This is a genomic window from Priestia sp. J2 (assembly GCF_020790095.1).
In the GTDB taxonomy this organism is placed as follows: Bacteria; Bacillota; Bacilli; order Bacillales; family Bacillaceae_H; genus Priestia; species Priestia zanthoxyli.
On record NZ_CP086208.1, the window covers coordinates 4,161,601 to 4,187,436 of the forward strand.

Annotated in this window: 28 protein-coding genes and 1 riboswitch; of the genes, 4 read left to right on the top strand and 24 right to left on the bottom strand. The window is 38.3% G+C overall.

Translation table 11 applies throughout. From position 1 onward, the window contains the following. Positions 1-129: 129 nt before the first annotated feature. The 9 genes from LJY09_RS21515 to LJY09_RS21555 all read right to left on the bottom strand — a co-directional run bounded on the left by LJY09_RS21515 (position 130) and on the right by LJY09_RS21555 (position 8,458). A complete protein-coding gene (locus LJY09_RS21515) occupies positions 130-1,395 on the bottom strand; it encodes a Glu/Leu/Phe/Val family dehydrogenase (protein ID WP_370506064.1) in 1,266 nt (421 codons plus the stop codon). Between the two features lie 357 nt (positions 1,396-1,752). Further along, positions 1,753-2,355, bottom strand: coding sequence for a genetic competence negative regulator (locus LJY09_RS21520; RefSeq protein WP_025750420.1), 603 nt, complete (start codon positions 2,353-2,355; stop codon positions 1,753-1,755). Between the two features lie 127 nt (positions 2,356-2,482). Further along, positions 2,483-3,394 carry a MerR family transcriptional regulator gene (locus tag LJY09_RS21525; protein ID WP_028411523.1) on the bottom strand — a complete coding sequence of 304 codons (912 nt, stop codon included), beginning with the start codon at positions 3,392-3,394 and terminating at the stop codon, positions 2,483-2,485. A 107-nt stretch (positions 3,395-3,501) separates the two neighbouring features. Next, positions 3,502-4,269 (bottom strand): metallophosphoesterase, encoded by a 768-nt coding sequence (locus LJY09_RS21530; protein ID WP_028411524.1) that lies wholly within the window; start codon positions 4,267-4,269, stop codon positions 3,502-3,504. A 20-nt stretch (positions 4,270-4,289) separates the two neighbouring features. Continuing rightward, positions 4,290-4,664: a hypothetical protein gene (locus LJY09_RS21535; protein WP_028411525.1), complete on the bottom strand. Its 375-nt coding sequence runs from the start codon at positions 4,662-4,664 to the stop codon at positions 4,290-4,292. Between the two features lie 54 nt (positions 4,665-4,718). Next, a complete protein-coding gene (locus LJY09_RS21540; RefSeq protein WP_033579743.1) occupies positions 4,719-5,174 on the bottom strand; it encodes a DUF2663 family protein in 456 nt (151 codons plus the stop codon). A gap of 88 nt (positions 5,175-5,262) precedes the next feature. Continuing rightward, entirely contained in the window at positions 5,263-5,868 is a 606-nt protein-coding gene (locus LJY09_RS21545; protein ID WP_028411527.1) for a CPBP family intramembrane glutamic endopeptidase, read from the bottom strand. Then, on the bottom strand, positions 5,868-7,385 hold the full coding sequence (locus LJY09_RS21550; RefSeq protein WP_028411528.1) for a RecQ family ATP-dependent DNA helicase: 1,518 nt from the start codon (positions 7,383-7,385) through the stop codon (positions 5,868-5,870). Before LJY09_RS21550 ends, LJY09_RS21545 begins: the two co-directional genes overlap by 1 nt. Positions 7,386-7,408: 23 nt before the next feature. Further along, positions 7,409-8,458 carry a YpbB family protein gene (locus LJY09_RS21555; RefSeq protein ID WP_028411529.1) on the bottom strand — a complete coding sequence of 350 codons (1,050 nt, stop codon included), beginning with the start codon at positions 8,456-8,458 and terminating at the stop codon, positions 7,409-7,411. Between the two features lie 257 nt (positions 8,459-8,715). Between LJY09_RS21555 and LJY09_RS21560 the strand changes: the two genes are divergently transcribed. Continuing rightward, positions 8,716-8,964, top strand: a complete 249-nt coding sequence (locus tag LJY09_RS21560; protein ID WP_013059046.1) for a ferredoxin — start codon at positions 8,716-8,718, stop codon at positions 8,962-8,964. An 81-nt stretch (positions 8,965-9,045) separates the two neighbouring features. Here LJY09_RS21560 and LJY09_RS21565 read toward each other — a convergent pair whose 3' ends face one another. Next, a complete protein-coding gene (locus LJY09_RS21565; protein ID WP_028411530.1) occupies positions 9,046-9,621 on the bottom strand; it encodes an ECF transporter S component in 576 nt (191 codons plus the stop codon). 154 nt (positions 9,622-9,775) lie between these two features. Continuing rightward, positions 9,776-9,919, bottom strand: a riboswitch (FMN riboswitch). A gap of 298 nt (positions 9,920-10,217) precedes the next feature. On the opposite strand from LJY09_RS21565, the gene serA reads away from it, so the two are divergent. Beyond that, the gene (serA, locus tag LJY09_RS21570; protein ID WP_028411531.1) at positions 10,218-11,792 is read left to right on the top strand and encodes a phosphoglycerate dehydrogenase; all 1,575 of its coding nucleotides are present in this window, start codon (positions 10,218-10,220) and stop codon (positions 11,790-11,792) included. 31 nt (positions 11,793-11,823) lie between these two features. On the opposite strand, the gene LJY09_RS21575 is transcribed toward serA, so the two are convergent. From LJY09_RS21575 to LJY09_RS21630, 12 genes are all read right to left on the bottom strand, one after another. Further along, the gene (locus LJY09_RS21575) at positions 11,824-12,513 is read right to left on the bottom strand and encodes a peptidoglycan DD-metalloendopeptidase family protein (RefSeq protein ID WP_028411532.1); all 690 of its coding nucleotides are present in this window, start codon (positions 12,511-12,513) and stop codon (positions 11,824-11,826) included. Positions 12,514-12,684: 171 nt separating this feature from the next. Next, positions 12,685-14,457 carry an ATP-binding protein gene (locus tag LJY09_RS21580; RefSeq protein WP_028411533.1) on the bottom strand — a complete coding sequence of 591 codons (1,773 nt, stop codon included), beginning with the start codon at positions 14,455-14,457 and terminating at the stop codon, positions 12,685-12,687. After that, complete coding sequence (locus tag LJY09_RS21585; protein WP_013059051.1) at positions 14,457-15,173, bottom strand: response regulator transcription factor; 717 nt, start codon at positions 15,171-15,173, stop codon at positions 14,457-14,459. The genes LJY09_RS21580 and LJY09_RS21585 overlap by 1 nt, the downstream gene beginning before the upstream one ends. A 328-nt stretch (positions 15,174-15,501) precedes the next feature. Further along, positions 15,502-16,680 (bottom strand): c-type cytochrome biogenesis protein CcsB, encoded by a 1,179-nt coding sequence (ccsB, locus tag LJY09_RS21590; protein ID WP_099331267.1) that lies wholly within the window; start codon positions 16,678-16,680, stop codon positions 15,502-15,504. A gap of 11 nt (positions 16,681-16,691) precedes the next feature. Beyond that, positions 16,692-18,314 (bottom strand): cytochrome c biogenesis protein ResB, encoded by a 1,623-nt coding sequence (locus LJY09_RS21595; RefSeq protein WP_028411535.1) that lies wholly within the window; start codon positions 18,312-18,314, stop codon positions 16,692-16,694. 12 nt (positions 18,315-18,326) lie between these two features. After that, positions 18,327-18,848 carry a thiol-disulfide oxidoreductase ResA gene (gene resA, locus LJY09_RS21600; RefSeq protein ID WP_028411536.1) on the bottom strand — a complete coding sequence of 174 codons (522 nt, stop codon included), beginning with the start codon at positions 18,846-18,848 and terminating at the stop codon, positions 18,327-18,329. Between the two features lie 198 nt (positions 18,849-19,046). Next, positions 19,047-19,772, bottom strand: coding sequence for a pseudouridine synthase (locus LJY09_RS21605; protein ID WP_028411537.1), 726 nt, complete (start codon positions 19,770-19,772; stop codon positions 19,047-19,049). A gap of 86 nt (positions 19,773-19,858) precedes the next feature. Continuing rightward, entirely contained in the window at positions 19,859-20,392 is a 534-nt protein-coding gene (locus LJY09_RS21610) for a spore maturation protein (RefSeq protein ID WP_013084923.1), read from the bottom strand. Continuing rightward, positions 20,389-20,988: a nucleoside recognition domain-containing protein gene (locus LJY09_RS21615; protein ID WP_013059057.1), complete on the bottom strand. Its 600-nt coding sequence runs from the start codon at positions 20,986-20,988 to the stop codon at positions 20,389-20,391. The genes LJY09_RS21610 and LJY09_RS21615 overlap by 4 nt, the downstream gene beginning before the upstream one ends. After that, positions 20,981-22,129, bottom strand: a complete 1,149-nt coding sequence (locus LJY09_RS21620; protein ID WP_033579737.1) for a D-alanyl-D-alanine carboxypeptidase family protein — start codon at positions 22,127-22,129, stop codon at positions 20,981-20,983. Before LJY09_RS21620 ends, LJY09_RS21615 begins: the two co-directional genes overlap by 8 nt. Positions 22,130-22,246: 117 nt before the next feature. Further along, positions 22,247-22,819 carry an SMC-Scp complex subunit ScpB gene (scpB, locus tag LJY09_RS21625; RefSeq protein WP_028411539.1) on the bottom strand — a complete coding sequence of 191 codons (573 nt, stop codon included), beginning with the start codon at positions 22,817-22,819 and terminating at the stop codon, positions 22,247-22,249. Continuing rightward, positions 22,816-23,571: a segregation/condensation protein A gene (locus LJY09_RS21630; protein WP_013059060.1), complete on the bottom strand. Its 756-nt coding sequence runs from the start codon at positions 23,569-23,571 to the stop codon at positions 22,816-22,818. The genes scpB and LJY09_RS21630 overlap by 4 nt, the downstream gene beginning before the upstream one ends. A 198-nt stretch (positions 23,572-23,769) precedes the next feature. On the opposite strand from LJY09_RS21630, the gene LJY09_RS21635 reads away from it, so the two are divergent. After that, complete coding sequence (locus LJY09_RS21635) at positions 23,770-23,868, top strand: YjcZ family sporulation protein (RefSeq protein WP_170836726.1); 99 nt, start codon at positions 23,770-23,772, stop codon at positions 23,866-23,868. Between the two features lie 132 nt (positions 23,869-24,000). After that, positions 24,001-24,522: a DUF309 domain-containing protein gene (locus LJY09_RS21640; RefSeq protein WP_028411540.1), complete on the top strand. Its 522-nt coding sequence runs from the start codon at positions 24,001-24,003 to the stop codon at positions 24,520-24,522. A gap of 75 nt (positions 24,523-24,597) precedes the next feature. Here LJY09_RS21640 and LJY09_RS21645 read toward each other — a convergent pair whose 3' ends face one another. Beyond that, positions 24,598-24,951 (bottom strand): GNAT family N-acetyltransferase, encoded by a 354-nt coding sequence (locus tag LJY09_RS21645; protein WP_013059063.1) that lies wholly within the window; start codon positions 24,949-24,951, stop codon positions 24,598-24,600. Positions 24,952-25,195: 244 nt separating this feature from the next. After that, the gene (locus LJY09_RS21650; RefSeq protein WP_013059064.1) at positions 25,196-25,630 is read right to left on the bottom strand and encodes a peptidylprolyl isomerase; all 435 of its coding nucleotides are present in this window, start codon (positions 25,628-25,630) and stop codon (positions 25,196-25,198) included. Positions 25,631-25,836 lie beyond the last annotated feature (206 nt).

Consider the following 25,836-nt stretch of genomic DNA (forward strand, 5'->3'; position numbering starts at 1 on the left):
GTCACTCCTTCAGTTGTAAACGCACCTTTTTTTTTATTTTAACGCAGTGTAAAACAAAAAAATCTCCTCATTAATGATAGGAGATTTTTTCTATTTACGCAATTGTTCTGCTGTTCTGCTGTTCTGTTTTTAAATCCAGCCTCTGAAGCGAGAGCCTTCTGCCATTTTTCTTACGCCTATCATATAAGCAGCTAGACGCATGTCGACTTTTCGAGTTGTAGAAGTTTCGTAGATGTTATTAAATGATTTCACCATTACTTTTTCAAGCTTTTCTTCTACTTCTTCTTCCGTCCAATAATAACCTTGGTTATTTTGCACCCATTCAAAATAAGAGACTGTTACACCGCCAGCACTTGCCAAAACGTCTGGAACTAATAAAATCCCTCTCTCTGACAAGATGCGCGTTGCTTCAAGAGTTGTTGGTCCATTTGCTGCTTCCACCACAATACTCGCTTGAATGTTATGGGCATTTTCTTCTGTAATTTGATTTTCAATCGCAGCTGGAACTAGGATGTCACAGTCAAGTTCAAGCAGCTCTTTGTTGCTGATAGTATTATTGAATAATTTCGTTACTGTACCAAAGCTATCGCGTCGATCTAATAAATAATCAATGTCTAAACCATTAGGATCATGCAGCGCTCCGTATGCATCAGATATCCCTACAATTTTAGCACCAGCGTCGTGCATGAACTTAGCTAAAAAGCTTCCTGCATTTCCAAACCCTTGTACTACTACCCGTGCACCTTGTAATTCAATGCCTCGTTTTTTCGCTGCTTCACGAATACAAATAGTTACTCCTTTTGCAGTCGCTGTTTCACGGCCGTGCGAACCACCTAAGACAAGGGGCTTTCCAGTAATAAAGCCAGGCGAGTTAAATTCATCAATCCGGCTGTATTCATCCATCATCCAAGCCATAATTTGTGAATTTGTAAACACATCCGGCGCTGGAATATCCTTTGTTGGTCCAACAATTTGGCTAATCGCACGAACATATCCGCGGCTTAAACGCTCTAATTCTCCAAAAGACATATTTCGAGGATCACAAACAATTCCACCTTTTCCTCCACCGTAAGGAAGGTCAACGATTCCACATTTTAAACTCATCCATATAGATAGAGCTTTTACTTCTTTTTCAGTTACGTTTGGGTGAAAACGAATTCCACCTTTCGTAGGACCAACTGCATCGTTATGCTGCGCTCGGTGACCTGTAAAAATCTTAACTGATCCGTCATCCATACGAACAGGAATTTTTACTGTCATCATTCGTAATGGCTCTTTTAATAGTTCATACACTTCATCAGGATAGCCTAGTTTTTCTAACGCTTTATGTATCACTGTTTGTGTAGATTTTAAAACATCATGCTTCTCTTCTTGACTATTTTTACTGTCTTGCATCTTGTCGGCTACCATCTGTAAACCTCCTAAAATGTATCGAAAATTATTCGTTTTTAATTGAATGGTGCTTCTTTCATGACATAGTATACACCCTTAGTTTTACATTGCAAAGGAAAATATCGAACTTTTAGTATTTTTTGTGTTCTTCTAAGAAAACGCTTCCAATAACTTTACAAGGTATGCTACAATGTTTTAAGTCTGCCTCTTTCCTAGTATGCGTTAATCGTCTTAAAAAAATAAAAAACACCCGGTGATAAAGAGCACTTTCAACAACTTTGTACAAGCTGAAAGTGCAGCCACTCTTATTTTAATAAAAGTGCTTTATCCTTCACGGGTGTAATTATTTCAATTAAACAGTTAAGAAAAGACAGAGTTAATATACTCCAGAGCTCTCTTTTCTACTAATATTTTTCCATATTCATTTACGCGGTGCTTTGTAATTGTAGAGGGATTTCCATACTCCGCCAAAACCGCAATCATATTCCCAACTTCAGCCGGTGACAGCATGTGATAATCCAACAGCACGTAAAAACGTTTTTCGAATGAATAGAGCACGCTATCCGTATCGTAAAAGTTTGACATGCGCTTGGTCAGCTGAATGACATCTTCAAATGAATCAAACTCAAAAAACATGTCTTCGCTTTCATCTAGCATGACCTGCATTTCAATGAAGTCCTCGAACTCGTCTTCATCGAACTCACCGTAGCTGGTTTCTTCTTCATACTGCTTTGTCACAAATACAACCATTCCCTGTGCTTGAAGTGAAAAAACTTCTACCGAAAGAGAATTTGTAGGTTCAAAGTTCAGTTCTTGAGAAGCTTGCTCTATCATCTCACGAAAGAGCTGTTTTACTTTGAATGTATCTGTCCATAGATCTTCTTTTGTTAACCCTCTTTCTTTTAAATCATCGTAGGTCAAAAAAACTTTTAGCTTATTATAGTTTAATCGTTCAAGCCTCATTAGCGTCCCTCCCCGCTTGCACTCATAACCACATGGTTCGATAATGCAGTATATGTATTTTTTGGAAAACGGTTCGTGATGTTTACTTACGAGTTTACAGGTTTATGAAAGGAAAGACAAGCTATTCTCAATCAATTTCTGCTAATTTTTTTGTTAGCCAGCTGTTCCACTCTTCTTTTGTATTTCCTAAAATAAACGGCTGAGCCTCGCCTTTTCTTTTGCTATCTAAACCATCAAACACATAACCGCCTAATCCTACTTTAAGATGCGGGAATTTCTTTATCATTTGGTTCGTCAAATTCAGTGTTTTCTCGGCATTTTCCATCATTGTGCATGACATAAATAAAAACGTTGGGTCTACTTCTTTAACAATTAGCTCAACATCTTTATCTTCAATGCTGCTTCCTAAATAAATAACCTCAAACCCTTTACGGCGTAAAAATAGCGTAAAGACTAGAAGTCCAACTTCATGTGTCTCATTAGGCCCACATACAGCAATCGCTTTAGGCAATAAGCCATTTGAAGGCAGCGAATAAAAAATCATGCTGATACGCGTTTTTAATACTTGAGTCGTATAATGCTCATGAGCACTTGTGATTTGCCCTTTTTCCCACATATCTCCAACCGTCACGAGTAGAGAACCCAAAATATCAATAACCACTTTTTCTACCGAATACAGGCTAAACGCATGATTAATTAAATCCTGTGCTTTTCCTTCTTCAAAAGATAGAAGCATCGTTAACAGCTCATCCCTAATTTTCTGAGGGGAATCTACTTCTCCTTCTTCTTCAAACGCTCCTACTGTACTACTTTCCGTTTCTAATAACGAAACCGCTTGACTAATCGTAAAACCTCCGCTCACTTTTTCCGTGAGCCATTTTAATTTCCGCAAATCTTCCTCTGTATATAACCGATGCCCCGATTCATTGCGGACAGGATTTAAAATTTGATAGCGTCGTTCCCATGCACGCAAAGTTCCCGGCTGGATCCCGACCATATTTGAGATGGCTTTAATATTATACTTCCCTTCGTGAGCCATACGTAACCTCCAACTACTCTTCGTGAACTGTTTCTATTAATTGAATTATAGGATAAGTTATCCTGTGTGTAAAATTTGTATATGCTATGTAAAGAGTTTGTTCAAGGCTATTCTTTCCTTTTTAAAGTGATATAATGCGTTTGTGCTCTAGCTTGTAAACGGAGAGGCAGGGAGGTTGTACCATATCCATTACTAACAAAAAGAGGAATCTGTCTTTTCTCTTTCAGCCCTCCTAATTCATACATACCAAAATTAAATAAGCGTATCTGTCCTCCGTGTGTATGTCCGCTCAAAATTAAATCTACTTTTGATTCTTCATCTACATAATAGATAACATCAGGATTGTGGCTTAGAAGAATGGTAAGCTGGTCAGGTTCAATGGAAGAAACAGCTCGCTTTAGATCCATCTCACCTTCGGATAAATCATCTACTCCCGCAAAATTGCATGTAGTACCATGTTTAGAAACTGCCGAGACATGCTCGTTTTTAAGGGTAATAACTCCCTCATCCTTAAGCATCTGCTTCAATTGCACTTGACTTACTTCGTAATCATTATTTCCCCATACAAAATAGACCGGTCCAAGCGTTTTAAGCTTTTGAATATTTTGACGAGCACGCAATAAAGGTACTCCTCCTTCTAGTAAGTCACCGCCTATGATCACAAAATCTACTTCACCAGGTATTTTTTCCAACAGCTTCGACGAAACTGTTCGCTTATGTACATCCGATATAAAAAACAGGCGTAAAGGCTGCTGATTTCCGGGAAATGTTGATAAATGAATCGTTCTTTCTTCTACATATGTACGATGGGCTTCCGAAAACATAAAAATCAGCAGGCCTATGCCTAACGCTAAAATAATTAAAGAAATAACCATATATTCTCCTTCTTTTCATTTTATACACGGTGTGTTTCTGTTAAAGAAGAAAGGGCATAAATTGTCGCAATTGTTAACAAACCTACTACTTGATAAAGCGCAACTGTGCTTAACGATAAAACTCCTATCACACATAGACATGAAACAAGATATTCATGCCATTTTACCTTATAGCCTTTTAGAAACAACCGACTTTGCAGAAACACTTTACGAACTGCCGCCGACAGACAAAAAAGAGCCGTGAAAAATAAAATTATAATACCAAACACATCTAACGGATGTAAAATCATTTGAATAAGTAAATAGGTTAACGAAGCTTTTGAGCCTACAGCCGTTAAACTGCTGATATAATAACTGCATAACCACGCAGCCAGCAAGTTAAACCAATCTCTCACAAAAAAACCCCCTTCACTAAACTTCTATGTAAAAAGAGGCTTTTTCATGCGATTCTATTTATTTTCATGATATAAATTAATTCCATAAGTGGACTGCATCCAGCGGAACGTTTCTTTTCGGTTCTCCCATGTTTCAGGCGTCGCCCATAGCTCTTTGCTTCTTTTAATAATCTCACAGCGCAAGTCTTGAAAAGTCTTTTCCGCTTTCTCGCTTTTTTTCTGCAGCTGTACAGTATAAAAATAAAGGGAGACGGTGAGCAATAGAAACATCAAATGCCCTATGTTACCTAACAAAAATGAGAAAAATTCGCTAAACGTCGTAAAAAAACCGCTTTGAAATATGAAAAAAAAGTAGCTAATAACAGCCGTTACGCTGGCTAAAAACAAAAGCTTCCATCTTTTCTCTTTAGCTTTCAGCTTATTAACCGTCTCTTTTCTTTTGATAACGCTCGCTAATATATATTGAAGTGTTTCATCGCTTTCAAAGTCTATCAACTTGTTTTCCAACATTCCACCCCCTCGTATGCTAGTACAACATATGAGTGAATATAAAAGATTATGTGGATAACACTGAAAATAATGGCTGTTTCCTTAACCTTTACTGCATGAGTTCTTCTGACTGTACAGATTTCCCTTTTGACTTTCGTATCTGCAGGCCTAATAAAAAATCAATGAGAAAATGAGTAAAAATCGTGACATACAAATTTTCAGTCCACCAAAACAGCAACCCTATTAAAAAGCTTAAAACCACAACCGAAATAAATAGAAACCACTTTTTTAAATATCGAATGTGAACGAGTGCAAATACGATACTCGCCCAAAAAAGGCCAAACTGAACTTGTATAACCCCTCGAAATAATATTTCTTCTGAACAGGCAACGATTAGGCAAATAAGGGCTAGATGAGGAATGGAACGATTAGCAAATAAACGTTCATTAATCCCTCCGTCATCATATAAATGCTCGGGTACACACTTCATTAGAAGCATATCTCCTCCTACTACCAAGAGAGCTGTACCTCCCCCGTACAATAAAATAGACGCCCAATCCAGCTCAAAAAACTGTAAAAAGGAATGCCACGAATCAAATGTGAAAAAACCGATGCCTAAAGCAATAAAGCAGATGAGCAGCTGCGTTACATATAAATTTTTAACCAGCTCTGCATCCGTCATGGATGAAATAAGCTCTTGCTGTGACTTTGCCATTATATCTCTCCTTGACGAAGCAAACGAGCTAATTCTAATTCCCAGCCTTGAAATGTCCATTGCTCTTGCTCACCATTTGTTTTTTTATAGGCTTCTAAATCCAATCCGCAGCAATCGCAACAATTCTGAAGCTCTGATTTTCCGAGCTCATTGAAATAGCCAAGCAGCACCTGACGACGGCATTCTTTTGCCTCAATAAACTCCTTCATCGCACGGTACTTGTCATGTTTGTTTCGAAGACGTTTATTTACAGCTGCAACAATCGTTTCATGCAGCGATTCAGGGATTTTCCTAGGTTCAACATGTTCATTTTCCACTACATTTTCTCTGTACAAATAATAACGAATAAATCGCCAATGTGTTTCTTGAATACCCACTGTATAAAGAAAATGAGACTCTACTTGTTTTAAAGGAATGGCCTGATCATGATTTCGTAAATACGACAGGCAGTATAAGATGATATCTGAAGAAGGAAGCTCAATTTCAAGTAAAGAATGAGCAAAATCATCGTCTCCTTCAGCATAAAGCAAAATCGCAATACTGTTTTGCTGATCGCGTCCACTTCTTCCAATTTCCTGTACGTATGCTTCTAGCTGCGTAGGTGTATGAAAATGAATAACAAAGCGAACATTCGATTTATTAACCCCCATTCCAAATGCACTTGTGCAGCAAATGATATCAAGCTGGTTTTCTAAAAATTGCTGTTGAACAAGCATTCTTTCATTCGGTTCCATTCCCCCATGGTAATACTGCACTCGCTGTATCCCATTTTCCTTTAGAAGCTGTGTTAATGCTTCTGTCCAAGATCGGCTGGAACAATAGATAATTCCTGGACTTTGCAGTTCACTAACGTACATCAGCAACTTCTCTTTTTTCTCTTCAATACTTGCAACAAAATCAACTTTCATCGCAATATTACTTCGATTCATGGAATAGATGTGCTCGTTGACAGCAGGCAGCGATAAGTAGCGCTTAATATCTTCCACTACTTCCCTAGTCGCAGTTCCTGTTAGTGCCAGACATAGCGGACTGCCAAGTTCCTTCCATATATCTCCTAACTGAAGATAATCCAAACGGAAATCATGTCCCCACTGAGAAATACAGTGCGCCTCGTCCACAACGAAAAGGCCTACCTTTGCCTGTTTTAATGCTTCTACCACAACAGCGTTTTGCAAAATTTCAGGAGATGCATAAATAAAACGATAAAAAGCTAAATCTTTTAGCGCCCGTCTTTTTTCTTCTTGTTGTAGGAAACTATTTAAGGCAATAACTCTCTTTTCTCCACTTGCCTTTAGTTGTTGAACTTGATCTTCCATCAGTGAAATTAAAGGAGATACAATCAGCACCGGTCGGTTCAACACATAAGCGGGGAGCTGATAGCACAATGATTTCCCTGTTCCTGTAGGAAGAACCGCTAACACATTATGACCTGTTAAAATATCTTGAATAATCTCTTTTTGTCCTAGTCGAAATTGGCTATAGCCAAATTGTTTCTGTAGAAGTTGTTCTATCTTCACATCAAACACCACTTTTTTTAGTATCAGGTAAAATGTTTTGCTAATACGAGACGAATCTGAAAATAGGTAACGTCGTCTTTTACTTCTTCCTTTATCGCCTTTAATTTATTTGTACGCAAACTTTCAAAAGCCGAGATAATTTCTTCCTGCTGCTTAGGCGATACGTATGCATCGATTGAAAAAGATGGAACAAACAGAGCTAATTCTGCAATATGATCTTCAATTGTACTTTCTTTTAAACGCCTTATATAAGCAATTTCTTCAAGCGTCTTTCCTTTTTGAAGCCAGCTATACGTTTTTAACGTCGAGCTTGTCAAAGGCAATTCTAAATATAGATCATGCAAAAAAGAAGAAAGTACATGAAAGCTTTCATTATTTTGACTCACTTTTTCAATGATATGATGAATAACCCCTAAAAGTTGAATATGCACATAATGCTCATCGAGTTCATATTGATATGCTAACTGATTTTTTGTAAAGCCTACTCTTTCGTATCCAGTCAGTTGCAAAACAAAAAGAGACGCATCCCGTTCCGTACAATCTTTCAAGCACGTTCGGAGCTCTTTGAATAGCTCGGCGGCTAACTCTTGACGCGTTTGCTTTTGAGACATAATATACGTTTTGACCCATTGAATGACCTCAGGATTTTTGGAAATGGGTAAAAACCCTTTTTGAAAATACTGTAGGTTGGATAAGGTCTGAATGAACAAAGTGATTCTTGCTAAAAATAATTGAGTACTGCTTGCGAATTTCCATCCGTCTAAAGCTGGATGAAAGGGCCGAGCCGTCAGTTCATCTTCAAGGCGTGTTCGTCCCTTATCTGTCATCACATACTTTTGATTTTCAGTTTCTTCGATATACTGCTGTTCTTTTAAATATGCAACGCAGGTTTCAAAAGACCGTTTATCTAAGTAAAGAAATGACTGAAAAAGAAAAGAGATTCCAAAAATTTTTCCGTCTTGAATTGTTTGCGCTGACTTTTTACCTGTTAATAAATGATAAATACCATAGGCGGTTCGCTCACCTTTTAACTGTTTTATACAAAATAAAATGCTAACTTGAATATAATTCAAAGGTGTCAACTTCCTTTCTCATTCATTGTACCAAAAGTGACCAATAGCATGTGAGATAAAGGCTTTTTAGCTCTTTCCTTTATGTATCAAAACGTTTGGATAAGTGAAGAAACCTTGATTTGATAAGCATTCTCAGTGACTTTTCTATTGAAAAGTTTTATAAATCATTTTACAATGAATAAGGAGAAATTTCACTCTTGATTCGCGAAGAGATTATATAATAAGAAATTTTCGAACACTTTACAGGAGGTCTTGTTATGCCAAAATATACAATTGTTGATAAAGATACTTGCATCGCATGCGGCGCTTGCGGAGCAGCAGCACCAGACATTTATGATTATGATGATGAAGGTATTGCATTCGTAACATTAGATGATAACCAAGGTGTAGTAGAAATTCCAGAAGATCTAGAAGATGATATGATGGATGCAATGGAAGGCTGCCCTACGGATTCAATTCGCGTAGCGGATGAAAAATTCGAAGGCGATGCTAATAAATTCGAATAAGTATTGAACAAACCTGTAGTATAGTACATGCTGCAGGTTTTTTTATATATAAAAATCGCTCTCCCCGGGAGAGCGATTGAATTAAACAGCAACGCGGCGCGTGATCCATTGCTTCATTTTTGAAAACAATAAGACAAAAATAACCCCTGTTGCTGCTCCTTTTATTAAGTTAAACGGCAAAATACCTGCAACGATATATTGACGCGCTTGTTCACTAGACATTTCTGGCGATTGTAAGAAGATTGTATACGCCGGTAAAAAGACATAATAATTTAAGACAGCCATGAGTACCGTCATTACAACCGTACCCGTAACCAAACCTATCGTTACGCCTTTGGCTGTTTTAAATCGACGGAACATATATGATACAGGAAGAACGAACAGTAAACCAGCTACAAAGTTCGCCACTTGACCAACCGGAACCCCTGTAGCACTTCCTTGAATTAAATAATTCAATAAATTTTTTATTCCTTCTACTATAACAGCAGCCATAGGTCCAAATACAAGTGCTGCTACGAGTGCAGGAATTTCGCTAAAATCAATTGTTAAAAACGGAGGTAATCCAGGAATCGGAAAATTAATCATCATTAAAATGTAAGCAATACTGCTTAACATTCCTAGTATAACCAGCTTTTGAGTTTTCTTACTTTGTTGCATCTTGCCTCTCTCCTTCTTTGTGATCCACTCTTCAAAGAAGAAAGGTTCAACTTCATATCCCCACGCAAAAACCTCCCAACAAATGATTCGTTGAGAGGAGACATGGCAGGCATATTTAATAAACGTTCATCACATTAGGTTTTGAACGCTGAACCTCCACCTTCTCCCATCCAGACTGTACTGTCGGCTTTGGAATTTCACCAAATCTGCTCGTATGTATTACATATAAGCTCGCGGGCTCAAAACAATTTGTTTTTTTACCGCCGGTCGGGAATTTCACCCTGCCCCGAAGATAGACCAATATTTAATTATGAATTTATTATATGTTATCTCGAATTAAAAGTAAATAAAGAAGTTTTTTAATTCCTATTAAATTGATGTCTTTTATAAACTTCATTACTGTTTTATATGTAAAATAAGGAAATAAGTGCATAACCAACAGCATTATGACATATTTATAGTTTCAATTTTACGTTTACAATTGTGTATTTGATAACTAATTGTAAAGTTTAAAAAATATAATTGACAGAATTTTTTTAACATGGTAAATTATCAAATATTTGATGATAGTAAAATCCAAGGGAGATGTTCACGTCATGTATAACGTATTAGTAGCTGATTCAATTAGCAATGAAGGTCTTGCTCCACTACTTGAAGCTCCTCATGTGAATCTTACGCGAAAAAAAGTTGAAGAAGTTGAGAATGATTTGCATACGTACGATGCGCTTTTAGTACGGAGTGCTACGACGGTTACAGAGGATTTGCTGGCAAAAATGCCGAATTTAAAAATTGTTGCTCGCGCTGGAGTAGGTGTCGATAATATTGATATTGAAGCCTCAACCAAACGAGGGGTTGTCGTTATTAACGCGCCGAACGGAAATACCATTTCAACGGCGGAACATACATTTGCTATGATGGCTAGCTTGTTTCGGCATATCCCCCAAGGAAATGCTTCAGTCAAAGCGCGCGAATGGAACCGCTCAGCATTTGTTGGAACAGAGCTTAATCGCAAACACCTGGGCATTATCGGATTTGGACGAATTGGCTCAGAGCTTGCTAAACGCGCAAAAGCCTTCAATATGAGCGTTCACGTTTACGATCCTTTTTTAACCTCTTCCCGAGCTGAAAAGCTAGGCGTAGAACTATTATCCCTGGATGAATTACTAGCAGCAGCGGATGTAATTACCGTACACACTCCGCTTACGAAAGAAACCAAGGGATTGCTCAATCATGAAACATTAGCCAAAACAAAGAAGGGTGTATTTTTATTAAACTGCGCACGCGGCGGGATCATTGATGAAAAAGCCTTAGTTCATTATTTAGAAATTGGCCATGTTCAAGGTGCAGCTATTGACGTATTTGAAGTTGAACCGCCGATTGATAACCCTTTGTTACATTTTGATCAAGTTATTACAACTCCCCATTTAGGAGCTTCTACAAAAGAAGCCCAGCTTAACGTTGCTGAAGACGTGGCACATGACGTTCTGCGTTTTCTAGAAGGTAATCCTGTAAGTTCATCCATTAATTTACCAACGCTTTCTAAAGAAGTTTTTGAAAAAATTCAGCCGTTTACGAGCCTTACTAAACAAATGGGAGCTATTTTATCTCAATGCATGCGAGAACCCGTTCAGCATATCTCGATCTCCTACGGAGGTACAGTGACGGATTTAGAAACCACTTATATTACACGGAGCTTGTTATCAGGCTTTTTAACCCATCGTATTGACTCACCTGTTAACGAAGTCAATGCTTCTATGATTGCCAAAGAACGAGGAATTACATTTGGTGAAAAAACATCGGAAGATACGCAAGGATATTCTAATATAATTGACGTTACAGTAACAGGCGAACAGCGTACATTTACCATTACGGGCACTTATATAGCAGGATATGGACCTCGAATTGTTAATATTGATTCGTTTGATATTGACTTTTATCCAGAAGGACATCTTCTTTATATCCGTCACAGTGATCAGCCCGGAGTTATTGGAAATGTAGGGAAAGTACTTGGAGATTTACGTATTAACATTGCTACCATGCAAGTGGGACGTAAGCAAAAAGGCGGCGAAGCCATTATGATGCTCACGTTTGATAAACTTTTAGATGATTCTGTCATCACTTCATTAAAACAAACAAGCGAAATCGTGACCATACAGCGCATTGAGTTGTGACATTGAAAAAAGAGCCTTAACGGCTCTTTTTTTATGGACTTATTTTTAACACTTGTCCTGCATTTAAAGCGGTGTTCTCTAAATGATTCCACTTTCTTAGCTGCTCCACATCGACTTCATATTTGGCCGCAAGTTCAGATAATGTATCTCCTTGATGGATAAGAATACAGTTATCAGAAGCCTGATGTAACTGCTGAAAAACCGTGGCAGCTAAATCGTTTTTTACGTATGCCGATAGTTTTTGCTTGTCCAATTTGGCGAGTGGGTTTACCGCATTGGTTTTATCCGGATTCCAACTTCCTTGATGAACTTCAAAATGCAAATGTGCACCTGAAGATCGTCCTGTATTGCCAACCCATCCAATGTTTTGACCTGCGGCTACAGAATTCCCTTCTGCAACAAGTCGTTTCTCTAGATGAGCATAGACCGTTTCGTATCCATTCGTTTGTTTGATAAAAACAACTTGCCCGTATGTATTTGAATAATAAGAGCGGCTCACCACTCCTTTTGCAACAGCATACACCTGTGTACCAACAGGTGCTGCTATATCGATTCCAAAGTGTTTGGCGTGACGAGAACCAAATATATCAGTTAAGACTCCTTCAACCGGCCACTCCCACTGCTTCTCTTCTGCCTTTACCATTTGCCCGCCCAAAAATAAAAGACCTATACACAATCCCATCACTAATACAACCAATATTCTTCTTAACACGTCAATCATGAAGAAAGAACCTCCTATGTAGATCATTGCACACAAAACATACTATATGCCAATTCCTTCTCTTTTAGACTTGTTTATAGAAAAAATAAAGAGATGTGATTCTCCAATGAATCACATCTCTTTGCTATTCTTATTATTTCAGCCGAAGACAAACTGTTATTTAGCATGTGTTTACTTTGGCAGTTTGATAAAGAAAGTTGTTCCTTCATTTAATTCACTTTCAACCGCAATAATCCCTTGGTGTGCCTCCACGATATTTTTAGCGATCGCAAGCCCAAGACCAGTTCCTGACTTTCCTCTCGTTCTGGCTTTATCAGCTTTATAAAATCGCTCGAATACAAACGGAAGATCTTCTTTTGGAATCCCTGCTCCCGTATCTTGAACAGAAAGATGGATTTCGGATTGACTTTTATCAAGATGCAGCTTTACTTCTCCGTAGTCATCCGTATGACGAATGGCATTATCAATTAAGTTTGTCAGCACTTGTTCCATACGGTCTGAATCAATCATCGCTTCAAATTCATCTTCTATTTTTCCATTAAGAGACAGTTTAATATGTTTTTCTTTAGCTAACCCTTGAAACTTGCGCAAAACACGTTCTGTAAATTCAACCATTGCTACAGATTCTAAGTGAAGCTGCACATGTCCCGCTTCCATTCGCGCTAAATCTAAAAGTTCATTTACAAGCCGGCCCATACGGAGTGATTCATCATAAATCACCTGTGCAATTTCTTTCTTTTCTTCATCCGTACTTGCAATATCGTCAATAATAGCTTCACTATAACCTTGAAGCATAGAAATAGGTGTACGCAATTCATGAGACACGTTTGCAATAAAATCTTTTCTCGATTTATCAAGTTTACGCTCTTCAGACATGTCTCGCAGTACAGCTACAGCACCGCGGATTTTCGTTTGATTATAGAGCGGTGACATTAAAATGACCCACGTTTTCCCTTGAATTTTCAACTCTGCACTTCGCTCCGTTTCAGTCTCTACTACCGTTTGAAACAAATGCACGACGTTTGCTGGAAGCTCAGGCACCTGCTGGTTGTTCACATCCTGCTCGTAATACCAAGTCTGAAGAAAATGCTCCGCTGGGGGATTGGTAATTAAAATCGATCCGTCTCTACTAAACGTAATAACACCGTCTGCCATACTGCTTAAAATACTTGAAAGCTGTTCTTTTTCCTGATTGAGCGCATTGAGATTAAACTTTAACTGCCTGCCCATTTGATTAAAAGCAATCGCTAACTCTCCAATTTCATCGTGAGTTAAAATAGGTACTTTTGTATCAAAGTTCCCTTTGGTTACTTCAAATGCCGCCTGCCTCATTTTTCTAAGAGGTGCTGTAATTCGAGTGGATAAGAAAAAAGCAAAGATAGTAGTTAAAATAATAGCAATACCTGCAGCCAATAAAATGAACTTAGTCGTATATTGAGCGGGCTCTTCAATTTCAGAAAGAGATTGATACAGATAAACGCCGCCTGTCGGTTTATTATCTTTCATTAAAGGTACACCGACAACAAACATTAAAGGCTCATCACTCGTGTCTTTCTTTGTGGTCATGTACATTTTTTTCCGTATTACTTTACCTTTTTCAACCACTTGATTTAGCTGATCGTTTTGTTTAACAATGGCCGAAATAGCTTTCTTATTTTCTTTATCAGGATGTGTGGAATGCCAATAGAAATCTTTATCTTGAACAATAACTACACTTGCTTGATCTGCAAGTTCACGAGCAATGGATAGTCCTAGCTTTTCATCCTCTGTTTCCTGCACAATGGTAGAGATTTTAGCAGCCGTTTTAGTTAAACGGTTTTCTGCGTCTACAACATGATAATTTTCAAAAAACTGAAGCAGTAAAATGGTCAAAATAAATAAAACAAGCGTAACGAGCAATAGGATAGTAAACCATAGTTTACCAACTACACTTCTCCAAAACATCAGTTATTTTCAACCTCAAATTTATACCCTACTCCCCAAACGGTTACGATCATTTTCGCCGCTTGTGACGATACGCGATTTAACTTTTCACGCAAACGCTTGACGTGCGTATCTACCGTACGAAGATCTCCAAAGAAATCATAATGCCACACTTCACGCAGCAGCTGCTCTCTGTCGTATACTTTATCTGGCGTTTTTGCAAGGTAGCACAATAATTCATATTCTTTTGGAGTTAAGTTAACTTCTTTTCCGTCTGCTGTAACGCGATGTGCATCATTATCAATCGTTAAGTGATCAAAGACAATAAGGTTTTTCACGCTCGTTTCTGGCTGAATAAACGTTGCTTGAGAAGAACGTCGAAGCAGTGCTTTTACGCGAAGAACCACTTCTCTTGGGCTAAACGGCTTAACGATGTAATCATCTGTACCTACTTCAAACCCTTGGACTCTGTTTACTTCTTCACCTTTAGCTGTAAGCATGATAATAGGAGTTGCTTTTTTCTCGCGAATTTGTTTACAGACCTCAATACCGTCTATGCCAGGCATCATTAAATCTAATACAATCAAATCATAATCTATGTGTAACGCTTTTTCGATTGCTTCATGCCCGTCGGCTGCTTCTTCAATGATGTATCCTTCTTTTTCTAAGTACATTTTTAACAATCGTCTAATGCGATCTTCATCGTCTACTAGCAGTAATCTTTGTTCGTTTTGCATGTATTTTCAACCTCCTAGTCTTAGTGTACAAAAAAAAACCGGCGAGTTCTACTTATGTTACCCAAACAATGTGACAATTCGTGAACACCTTTATGAAAAATAGCTTTTTTCCTCAAAAAAGAGGTTGAGACATATCGAAATCCATCCAATCTACAGATGGACAAATAAAATACAGGAGCTAGAAGCAACTACATATATGAAGCCTCCGTTCACCATGCAAATAAAAAAATCCGAACAAATGTGATTCTCCATCAAGAATCTCAACTCATCGTTCGGATCTTCTTCAACTAAAATATCTTTATTTCAGCCTCTATTCTATTTTTAAAGGTTACGCATATGAATGTAAACCTGCAATAACTAGGTTCACGGCCACTAAGTTGAACATGATGATGGCAAATCCGCCAACTGCCAGCCAAGCTGATTTTTCACCGTGCCATCCTTTAGACAGCCGAAGATGAAGAAAAGCGGCATAAAATAAAAAGGTGATCAGCGCCCACACCTCTTTGGGGTCCCATCCCCAAAAGCGCGTCCAGGCCATCTGAGCCCAAATCATAGCGAAAATAAGTGCTCCTAATGTAAAAATAGGAAATCCAATCGCCACTGCTCTGTAGCTTACTTCATCAAGCAAGTCGCTGTTTACCTGCTTCACAAGCGGCTGCAGTGCGGCTCCAATTCGCTTCCGTAAAATAAGACGAATCAGCCAATATAAGACAAACCCACCGGCTAACGACCAAATAACCGTATTTAATTTTTTAGCATTGATAATAGCCGGCATATCAACAAGCGGCTTTATGTCGTTCCCGTCTGTCCACTCACTTTGATGAGGCCCCACTAGCGGAACCATATGATATACGACTTGCTCTTGTTCGCCACTTTTATTAACCCAATTAAATGATGACTCGTAGTGAGCCGCATTAAAAGCCAGCGTCACCGCTACAAACCCAAGCGTACTAATAAGCGTATACAGGATGAATTCCAGCCAAAATGCTTTTTTATTTCGCTTGGATTGATCAATTGTTTTGATTAAATAAATCAATCCTGCAACAAAGCTAATGGAAAGCACGGCTTCACCCGTAGCTGCGGTTGTAACGTGAATATGCAGCCAATTCGTCTGGAGAGCTGGTATCAGCGGCGTAATTTCAGTTGGAAACATGCTTGCATAAGCAATGATTAAAAGAGCCACCGGCAAGGCAAAAAGTCCAAGCATGCTAAGACGATAAATAAAGTAAATAACAATAAATGCGCCAACAAGCATCATGCCAAAAAACGTCGTAAATTCAAATAAATTACTAACAGGAGCGTGGCCTGATGCAATCCATCTTGTAATGAAATAGCCAATCTGTGCAATAAAACCGATGATGGTAACCGCAATTCCAAACGTTGCCCACTTTGTTTTCTTTTGAGCTGCTCGCTTATCTCGAATAGCTCCTCCGAAAAAAAAGGTTGCAACTAAATAAGCAATAAACGCCACATACAGTAAATTACTACTTATACTCGCGTAATCCATGCTTTTTCCTCCTATTTTGTTTCTTTATCATTTTGGTCCTTCAGCTGTGTGAGGGATGTGGATTCTAATAAACCATTTAATTCTTTTTTAAGACCATACCAGTTTTTATTTGTATGTGCGGCCAACCATATCTCATTATTGACTTTTTGAATCCACATGCGGCGATGATTCCAATACATCCCTTGAATCACACCAATCATAAAGATGGCTCCGCCAATCCCTAAAAACCAAAGCGTATAGTCTCTGCGAACGGTTAATCCCGTTACATTTTTCGTTTCCACACCAGCAAAGGTCATTTTATAATCGTTATTTCCTAGCGGTTCCAAGTTCTCTCTAATTCCAACAAAAGCAACTTCGCCTTTTTTATGCTGAGGCGTAATCATTTTAAATACAAAAGCCGGGTTGTTAGGCACTCTTGTTTTTGTATTTGGGTTTCCTTCATCATCAAAGAAAAAGTCTGGAAAGTAGCTCATGAGCTTGACTTTATATCCGTTTTTTAAATCATATGTTGCTTTTGGATTATGTAAATCTACTGTAAGTGAACCAACGTTTTTATTTGCATTTTTATCTGTTAAATGGAAAGACATAGAGCTAAACTCATTTAACTTGAAGTCCACTTGGTACATGGCATATCCTTCAAACTTAAGCGGCTGATTCACACGAATCTCTGAATCTTTTATTTTCTTTAGCTTTGGATCTGCTCCCGGTATAAGCTTTCCTTCGCGCTTATACAGACTAACATCCGCTTCATATTTTTTGGCTACTTTATTATTCCCTGCACGATCAATTGCTTCTTGAAACACGGCGCTTTCGCTATCTTTATCATACGTTTCCACAGTAAAACGATGGTTTTTCAAAAAATACTCTCCGTTCGTCCCAGGAATAACTTTTGTTTCACCTTCACGGATCCAAAGAACTTCATCTATATACATACCTGGTACAAATCTAAGCATAGCACCTAGTAAAAAGATAATGAGACCGATATGATTAACGTATGGACCCCATCTTGAGAAGCGTCCTTTTTCAGCCAGCAGATTGCCCTTTTCTTCGCGAATAGAGTATCTTCTTTTTTTCAGCATGCTTTTTACATGTTCATAATCTTGATCCGTCCACGATGATGAAGTGCTGTATAAACGCTGTCTCTTTAAGAAGTTTGGATGTTTTGTTACACTCTGCTTTTTTAGAGCTCGGTACAAAGGCACTACTCGATCTAAACTGCAAATGACTAACGACATTCCTAAAGCAGCAATTAAAAGCAAGTACCACCACGATTCATAGAGATGATGAAAACCTAACTTATAATAAAGCTCTCCTGTCCATCCATATTCCTTTTGATAATACTCACCTGCTGTCACATTAGGAGGTATGTAAGCTTCTTGAGGATAAATGGTTCCGACTGCAGACGCAACAAGCGTCACAATAATGATCCAAATGCCTACCTTTACAGAAGAGAAAAAATTCCATATTTTATCGATAACTGTTTTATTGTACGTTTGCGATCGCCTTGCGCTTCCTTCATAACGCATATCTACTAATTTTTCAGTTGTTTCTTCTGCAATTGGTTTACCACAGGCTTCACACAAAATCGTACCATGCGGGTTAACGTGTCCACATTCACATTTTACGTGTTTCATTGTCAACACTCCCTATGGTTTAATTTCTTCCATATATTCTTTTATTTTAGATTCTTCTAATCCGCCAATAAAGCTGTCTACAATCTTTCCGTTTTTATCAATTAAAAACGTAGTCGGAAGAGGATCTATCCCGTACGCACCCAACACTTGTGAATCTTTATCCATCAAAATTGGAAAAGATAGCCCATACTGTTTAGCAAACTGCTCTACCGCTATATTCGTTTCTGCAACGTTAACAGCTAAAATTTCAACGCCTTGCTTTTTATATGCTGCATACTGCTTTTCCATCGCCGGCATCTCTTGTTTACAGGGCTTGCACCATGTTCCCCAAAAATTCAAAAAAACTCCTTTGCCTTTGTAATCTGATAGCTGATGAGTTTCTCCATTAATATCTCTTAATATAAAGTCAGGTGCCTCATCTCCTACCGATACCTTTTGTTTATCAGCAAAAAATTGAGCATAAAGGGTATATCCAACCGCGCACAGTAAAACTGCTAATATAACTGTTCGAATAATCAAGCGCTTTTTTTTCATAGCACGAACTCCTTTTAACCGCTTTCAATACGCTTTTTTTCTACCATTATATCATTTTTTTGGTAGTGGCTTTCCGATAATATTTCGACGTTTCTGTGAAGTCTTCCTCTCATTCTACAAGTTCGACATTTTTTCAAAAAACCTTGCTTGATTTTCTAATTCACGACATTTTTCATAAAAAAAACAGGTAAGTGAAAATTACTTACCTGTTTGAGACATTGAATATAATTGTTTGACTTCATGAGCCGTAAGCTCGCGTGCTTCTCCTGCATTTAATCCGCGTAAGTCTAAAGGTCCGTAGCGCTCACGTTTTAACTTTAATACAGAATGTCCGATTGCATCGAACATGCGACGTACTTGACGATTTTTCCCTTCGTGAATCGTCAGTTCTACGATCGCCGTCTGCTTGCTTTTATCAATGGAAAGAACTTTTGCACGAGCTGGTGCTGTTTTTCCGTCTTCAAGCATCACTCCGCGCTGCAGCTGTCTGATGCTTTCACGACTTGGGATTCCTTTAATTTTAGCTACATACACTTTATCCACTTCAAATTTCGGGTGCATTAGCTGATTAGCAAATTCACCATCATTTGTTAAAAGAAGTAGACCCGACGTATCATAGTCCAGACGTCCAATCGGGTAAATTCTTTCTTCTACATGCGGAAAGAAGTCAACGACTGTTTTTCTTCCTTTGTCGTCGTTAGCAGCTGAAATCACGCCTCTTGGTTTGTATAGCATAAAATAAACGGGCGCTTCGCTTTCTACCGGCACTTCGTCTACTTCAATTTTATCGTTAGGACCTACTTTCGTGCCCAATTCTTTTACAACTTTTCCATTTACTTTCACTCGGCCTTGGCCGATTAATTCTTCAGCTTTACGTCTTGATGCTACACCTGCGTGAGCAATCACTTTTTGTAATCGTTCCATTAACACTTCACCTCTTGTAACATCTTACTTGTTTACGAAGTAATACACAAGTCTATTTGCCACACAGAGGTAGAATTTTCGATTTCTTACCGGCCAAATACAAGGATTACGATCACAACTGATGCAATAATCCCTACCAAATCCGCCAGTAAACCAACCTTCAGCGCATCTCCCATTTTTTTAATACCTACTGCTCCGAAATAAACCGTTAAAATATAAAACGTGGTATCTGTACTTCCCTGCATGGTCGATGCCAAACGACCGATAAAAGAATCAGGTCCATATGTAGAAATTAGATCCGTTGTGATACCAAGGGCAGCCGTTCCAGATATCGGTTTAATAAGAGCTAAAGGTACAATTTCAGCCGGAACGCCGACTGCTTGCAGCATAGGTTTTAAAACAGATAAGAAAAAATCAAGGGCTCCTGAAGCTCGAAAAATAGAGATGCTCACTAACATGCCGACTAAGTAAGGAATGATGGAAAAAGCAATTTGTAATCCGTCTTTCCCTCCCTCTACAAACTTTTCATACGTAGGAATTTTTTTGTAGGTTCCATAAAGTAAAATACAGCCTACGATAAGAGGAATAAACATCAATGATACTTGATTAAGCATCGTCATTTTCGTTTTCCTCCTTTTCGCGTACGTCGATAATAAAAGAAGCGATCGATGATGATAGCTCCTATCGTAGCTACAACAGTTGCTAAAAGCGTAGTACCCACAATTTCAGTAGGATTAGCCGAGTTATACGTAATTCGAATGGCAATAACTGTGGTCGGTATAAGCGTTAAACTGGTTGTGTTAAGTGCTAAAAGTGTGATCATAGAACGGCTTGCTTCGTCTCTGTCGCCGTTCAGTTTTTTAAGCTGCTCCATCGCTTTAATACCAAGAGGAGTTGCCGCATTCCCCAGCCCAAACATATTCGCCATCATATTGGACAATATGTATCCTAAGGCCGGATGATCTTTTGGAACATCAGGGAAAAGTCTAGTAATAATGGGTCGAAATAGTTTCGCTAACTTGTCGAGAAGCCCTGCACTTTGAGCAATATTCATCATACCTAACCAAAAGACCAGCACGCTGATTAACCCAATGCTGATGGTCACCGCTTCGCCTGCTCCTTGAAAAATTGCTTTGTTTACATCACCAATTTTCCCATTTATAATTGCAAAAACAATTCCGATAATGGTCAGCAGCATCCAAATAATATTAACCATCTGTTTTGGCTCCAGACTGAATAAACATTAATCGCTTCACTCGATTAAAGAAACCTTCTTGCTGCTCGGCCTGCTTTTCGAAATAAATAGGAACACTGTCAATCGTTTCTCCACTTCTATAAATATCGAGCTTCCCTACAACATTAGGAACTTTCCCTGTTTCTTCCCACTGCTTTTTAGGCTGAATTAACGTTGTTTTCACTTCTACAGAGCTCTGTTCTTTCTTTGTAAGAGGATAGACGACATTTCGTTTAATATACAACTGATCTTTATAGAAAGAATCTTTTATATCTGCCAATTCGCCTTTTGCAGCTAAACTGGTCATATCATATTTATCAAATGCATTTTCATACATGGAAATGTGATCGTTCCAATCATCTGGCGCATTAATCGTTACGGCGATTAAATCCATTCCATCTTTTGTAGCAGTTGTCACAAGCGTTCGTTTTGCTAATTTTGTATATCCTGTTTTTCCGCCAGTACAGTATGCATATAGTGTTGTCAGCAGTTTATTTTTGTTTTTCCACACTCGATCCCATTTCTCTTCAGGGTGCTTCATTCGATAGACTTTTGTTCCTGAAATCTCTTTGAAAATTTTATTATTCATTGCATAGCGCATAAGCAGAGCCATATCGTGCGCTGTTGAGCGATGATTTTCATGATCGTCTAATCCATGCGGATTTTGAAATGTTGTATTCGTCATGCCAATTTCTTCTGCTTTTTTATTCATCAAATAAACAAATCCATCTTCGCTTCCTCCAACAGCTTCTGCGATAGCTACAGCAGCATCATTACCTGAGCGAAGCATCAAGCCATACACTAAATCTTTTAATTTTATTTTTTCACCTTCAACTAAATACACAGAAGAACCTTCAACGCCAACTGCGTTGTGGCTAACGGTAACTTTTTTATTTATTTTGCCAGATTCAATCGCCAGTATTGCTGTCATAATTTTTGTGATGCTAGCAATTCGGCTAACTTGATCTGCATTTTTAGCGTATAACACTCTTCCTGACTTCTGTTCCATCAAAATAGCACTATGAGCACTTACACTCCCTGCTGCAGATGATACGGAAGGCCAACCGCTGAGACATAGCAATACAATAAATAGATAGATGATACTTTTTTTGCTTCTTTTCATGTCATCCCCGTCCCTCTACCTGTTTGTACAAGTTTATGCTCGTCTTTTTTGGTTATGAATGAAAAGATTTGTCCATACAAAAAAGAACATAGAAAAACTCTATGTTCTTTTACGGTTTCACTTCATTTCTTGAAACGATTGAAAAAATAAATCTGCCTCTTGATTGGTTCCTTCTTGTAACAAATCTTCTGGAAGCGGCGGCAGCTCTTCGATACTTTTAAGCCCAAAATAGCCTAAAAATTCTTTTGTCGTTCCGTATAAGATGGCACGCCCTGCGCCTTCCGCTCGTCCCACTTCTTTTAACAGAACCTTTCCAATTAAAGTTTGAAGAGGTCTTTCCGTTTTCACTCCGCGAATCTCTTCGATTTCAGCTCTTGTAATTGGCTGCTTATACGCTACAATAGCTAACGTTTCAAGCGCTGCTTGTGACAATGATTGATTAGCAGGAGCTTCTACGAGCTTCTCAATATATGGTGCATGCTCTTTTTTTGTAACAAGCTGATAGGCCCCGCCTATTTCAACAAGTGTAACTCCTCTGGACTTACACTCTTGCTCTAAGCTTTCCAAAGCACCTTGAATGTCTTCATGAGGCTTTTCTATAATCTCAGCTAACCGGCTAATAGACAGACCTTCATCACCAGAAACAAAAAGTAAGCTCTCAATAATAGCATGTAAATTATTCGTTGTCATTCCTCTTCATTCCTTTCTCGATACGATACATAAAGCTCGTCTAGATTGTGCTGCTGTTCCACAACGATTTCATTTTCTTTCATTAATTCCAGCACAGCTAAAAACGTTACAACAATATGATCACGCTCTTGATAAGGAAACAGCTGATAAAAACTTTTTTTCCCTTTAAAGGCTTTTAATTCATTCACAATTTCACTCATGCGCTTGTCAATTGGAATATCTTGTCTTGCTATTTTCGTCTGCATAGGCTTTTTGTTTTGCTTTCGTTTCATTAACTTTTGAAAAGCACTTAGCATATCATACAGTGATATATCCAATCCTTCGTCCTGAGGCTGCGTACGTTCTTCTGCATTTATTTGCACATTACTTGGAGGTTTTGTATACACATGACTTTGGTCTTCTTCCAGCTTTTGAAGCTCTACTGCCGCTTCTTTAAACTTTCGATATTCAATTAAGCGCTGCATCAATTCTTCACGCGGATCTTCTTCATCGACCATTTCAATTTCATCCATATCTTCTTCATACGTAGGCAGAAGCATTTTACTTTTAATTTGAAGCAAAGTTGCTGCCATGACTAGATACTCACTGGCAACGTCTAGCTGAAGCTCATTCATTGTATGTATAAACATCATATATTGCTCAGTAATTGTCGCTACTGGGATATCGTAAATATCAATTTCAAATCGGTTAATCAAATGCAGAAGAAGATCTAAAGGTCCTTCAAACGCATCTACTTTTACACTGTACTCCACTTTTATCTCACCAACACTTTTCAATTGCTTATCATTTCTGCTGCTTTATATAACGTTACTATCATTAGTATAGAGGATTATAGACACATGTCCAATACAAATTAACGTAAAAATAGGTCATTTGCCCATACAAAAAGTTTAAACATACATATGATGTCAAGGTAATAACATTTTCAAATGGCTGAAGGAGGAACTCGCATGGGTGAAAAATCTTGTGGATACGGTAGCGGTTTCGCTTTAATTGTTGTACTGTTTATTTTATTAATTATTGTTGGTTGTTCTTGCTTACGCTTCTAACCACACATATTGAATAAAAACAAACGTGTTCGCCATACCTTGAGCACGTTTGTCTCTTTAAAGGCACAGCGCTGATGAATAGCTAATTTTTGTGATACACTACATATAGAGTCTTACCAGGAGGGAACAAGATTGTATTCACAAGCCTATATTGATTATTTAGTTCATTTTCATGGCGACCGGGATTACTTTGAATGTCATGAACTGCTAGAAGAACACTGGAAAAAAGACGAAAGAGGACACCGCAATATTATTTGGGTTGGCCTTATTCAAATTGCTGTTTCACTCTATCATCATCGACGTCAAAATTTCGCCGGAGCCAAAAGAACGATGCAAAAGGCACTGGCAATTTTAACGAAGGAAGAAGAAAACATTGCACAGCTTGGACTTAATTATCCTTCACTGCTTAAACTTCTTCGCAAACAATTAGCTTTAATCGATACCTATCAGCCATATAAAAGCATTAACTTACCTATTGAAGATCCAGCATTATTACGAGCTTGCAAACGAAGAAGCACTGATAAACAGCTTGTCTGGTTATCAGCTTCTAATCTGCAAAATGATGCGATTGTTCATCGTCACAGTACACGAGATCGTTCAGATGTGATTGCGGAAAGACAAGCGAACTTATTGGCAAAACAAAACAACAGGTAGCTAGAAGCTACCTGTTGTTTTATGATGACTAAGATGTGAAAGACGCTTTCGCACCTCAACTAATCATGCTTTTCTTTATTCATCCGCCTGACACTTTTCATAAAAAGGAGCGATGATTTCACTCGGCTTAATTTGTGCAGTCGTATACATTTCTTTAAGAGCTTTAATCATTTTTTTGCCAATGCCCTGTTGGCGGTGTGAAGGGTTTACACTGACGTGTTGAACCTCAATCAAACTTTTATCGAGCATGGAAATGCCAACAATTCCAATAATATCTTCTTCTTGCTTCCAAAGATACAGCTGCCAATGTTCGTTTTGCTCATATTCTTTCATCGTTTGTTGAAGTTTTTTTAAATCTTTTTCCGTAGGTACAAACGATAGAAGACCCATGGCAATTTTTTCATAGTTTCGTTTATAGCGAATAAGCATACGATTCTCCCTCGTCCTCAAACTTTCCTACAAATTAATGCGCTGCGTTTTTTACTGCTTTTATCATACAAAATTTATAAGTAAATAGCAATATTACACAAAAGCTTGTCATATGTCACGCGTGTATGAGAAACCTAATCTATTACGCTTTTTGAGCTGTTGCGCGAAGAAAAAACGCCGTAACCCCCTGTAAAAGGTTGTTATGACGTTTTATTAGCTGATATCCATTTATAGCAGTATGCTCTTATTCTTCCCAGACTTTTACTTCTTTCATTACGTCGCCATTTTTCATTTTCAACACTGTATCAAGTCCTTCTGTTACTTTTCCAAATACAGTGTGAACACCGTTCAAATGAGGCTGTGGCTCATGAACAAGAAAGAACTGACTGCCGCCTGTGTCTTTACCAGCATGCGCCATTGATAGAGAACCCGCTTCGTGTTTGTGAGGGTTTCCTTCTGTTTCACATTTAATTGAATAGCCAGGGCCGCCAGCACCTGTACCAGTTGGGTCTCCTCCTTGAGAAACAAATCCAGGGATAACGCGGTGGAACGTTACGCCGTTGTAGAATCCTTCATTAGCTAACTTTTCAAAGTTTTCTACTGTTCCTGGTGCTTCGTTCGGAAATAAATCGATTAGAATTTTTTCACCATTTTCCATTAAAATACTTGCTTTTTTCATATAAATGACCTCCAATATATGTATTAGTACCGCTACAGGCTCTATCTTCCCCGTCAAAGCGGCAAAACGTAAAAGTTGTAAATGCCACCTAGAGGCAGAACACTTACATTTATAAACTCACTCTATTCTACTACAAACAAGCTCATGAATTCAATGAATGCACTTTTTCACTTTCTTCTCGTAGGGCTCTAAATAAAAAATAGTAG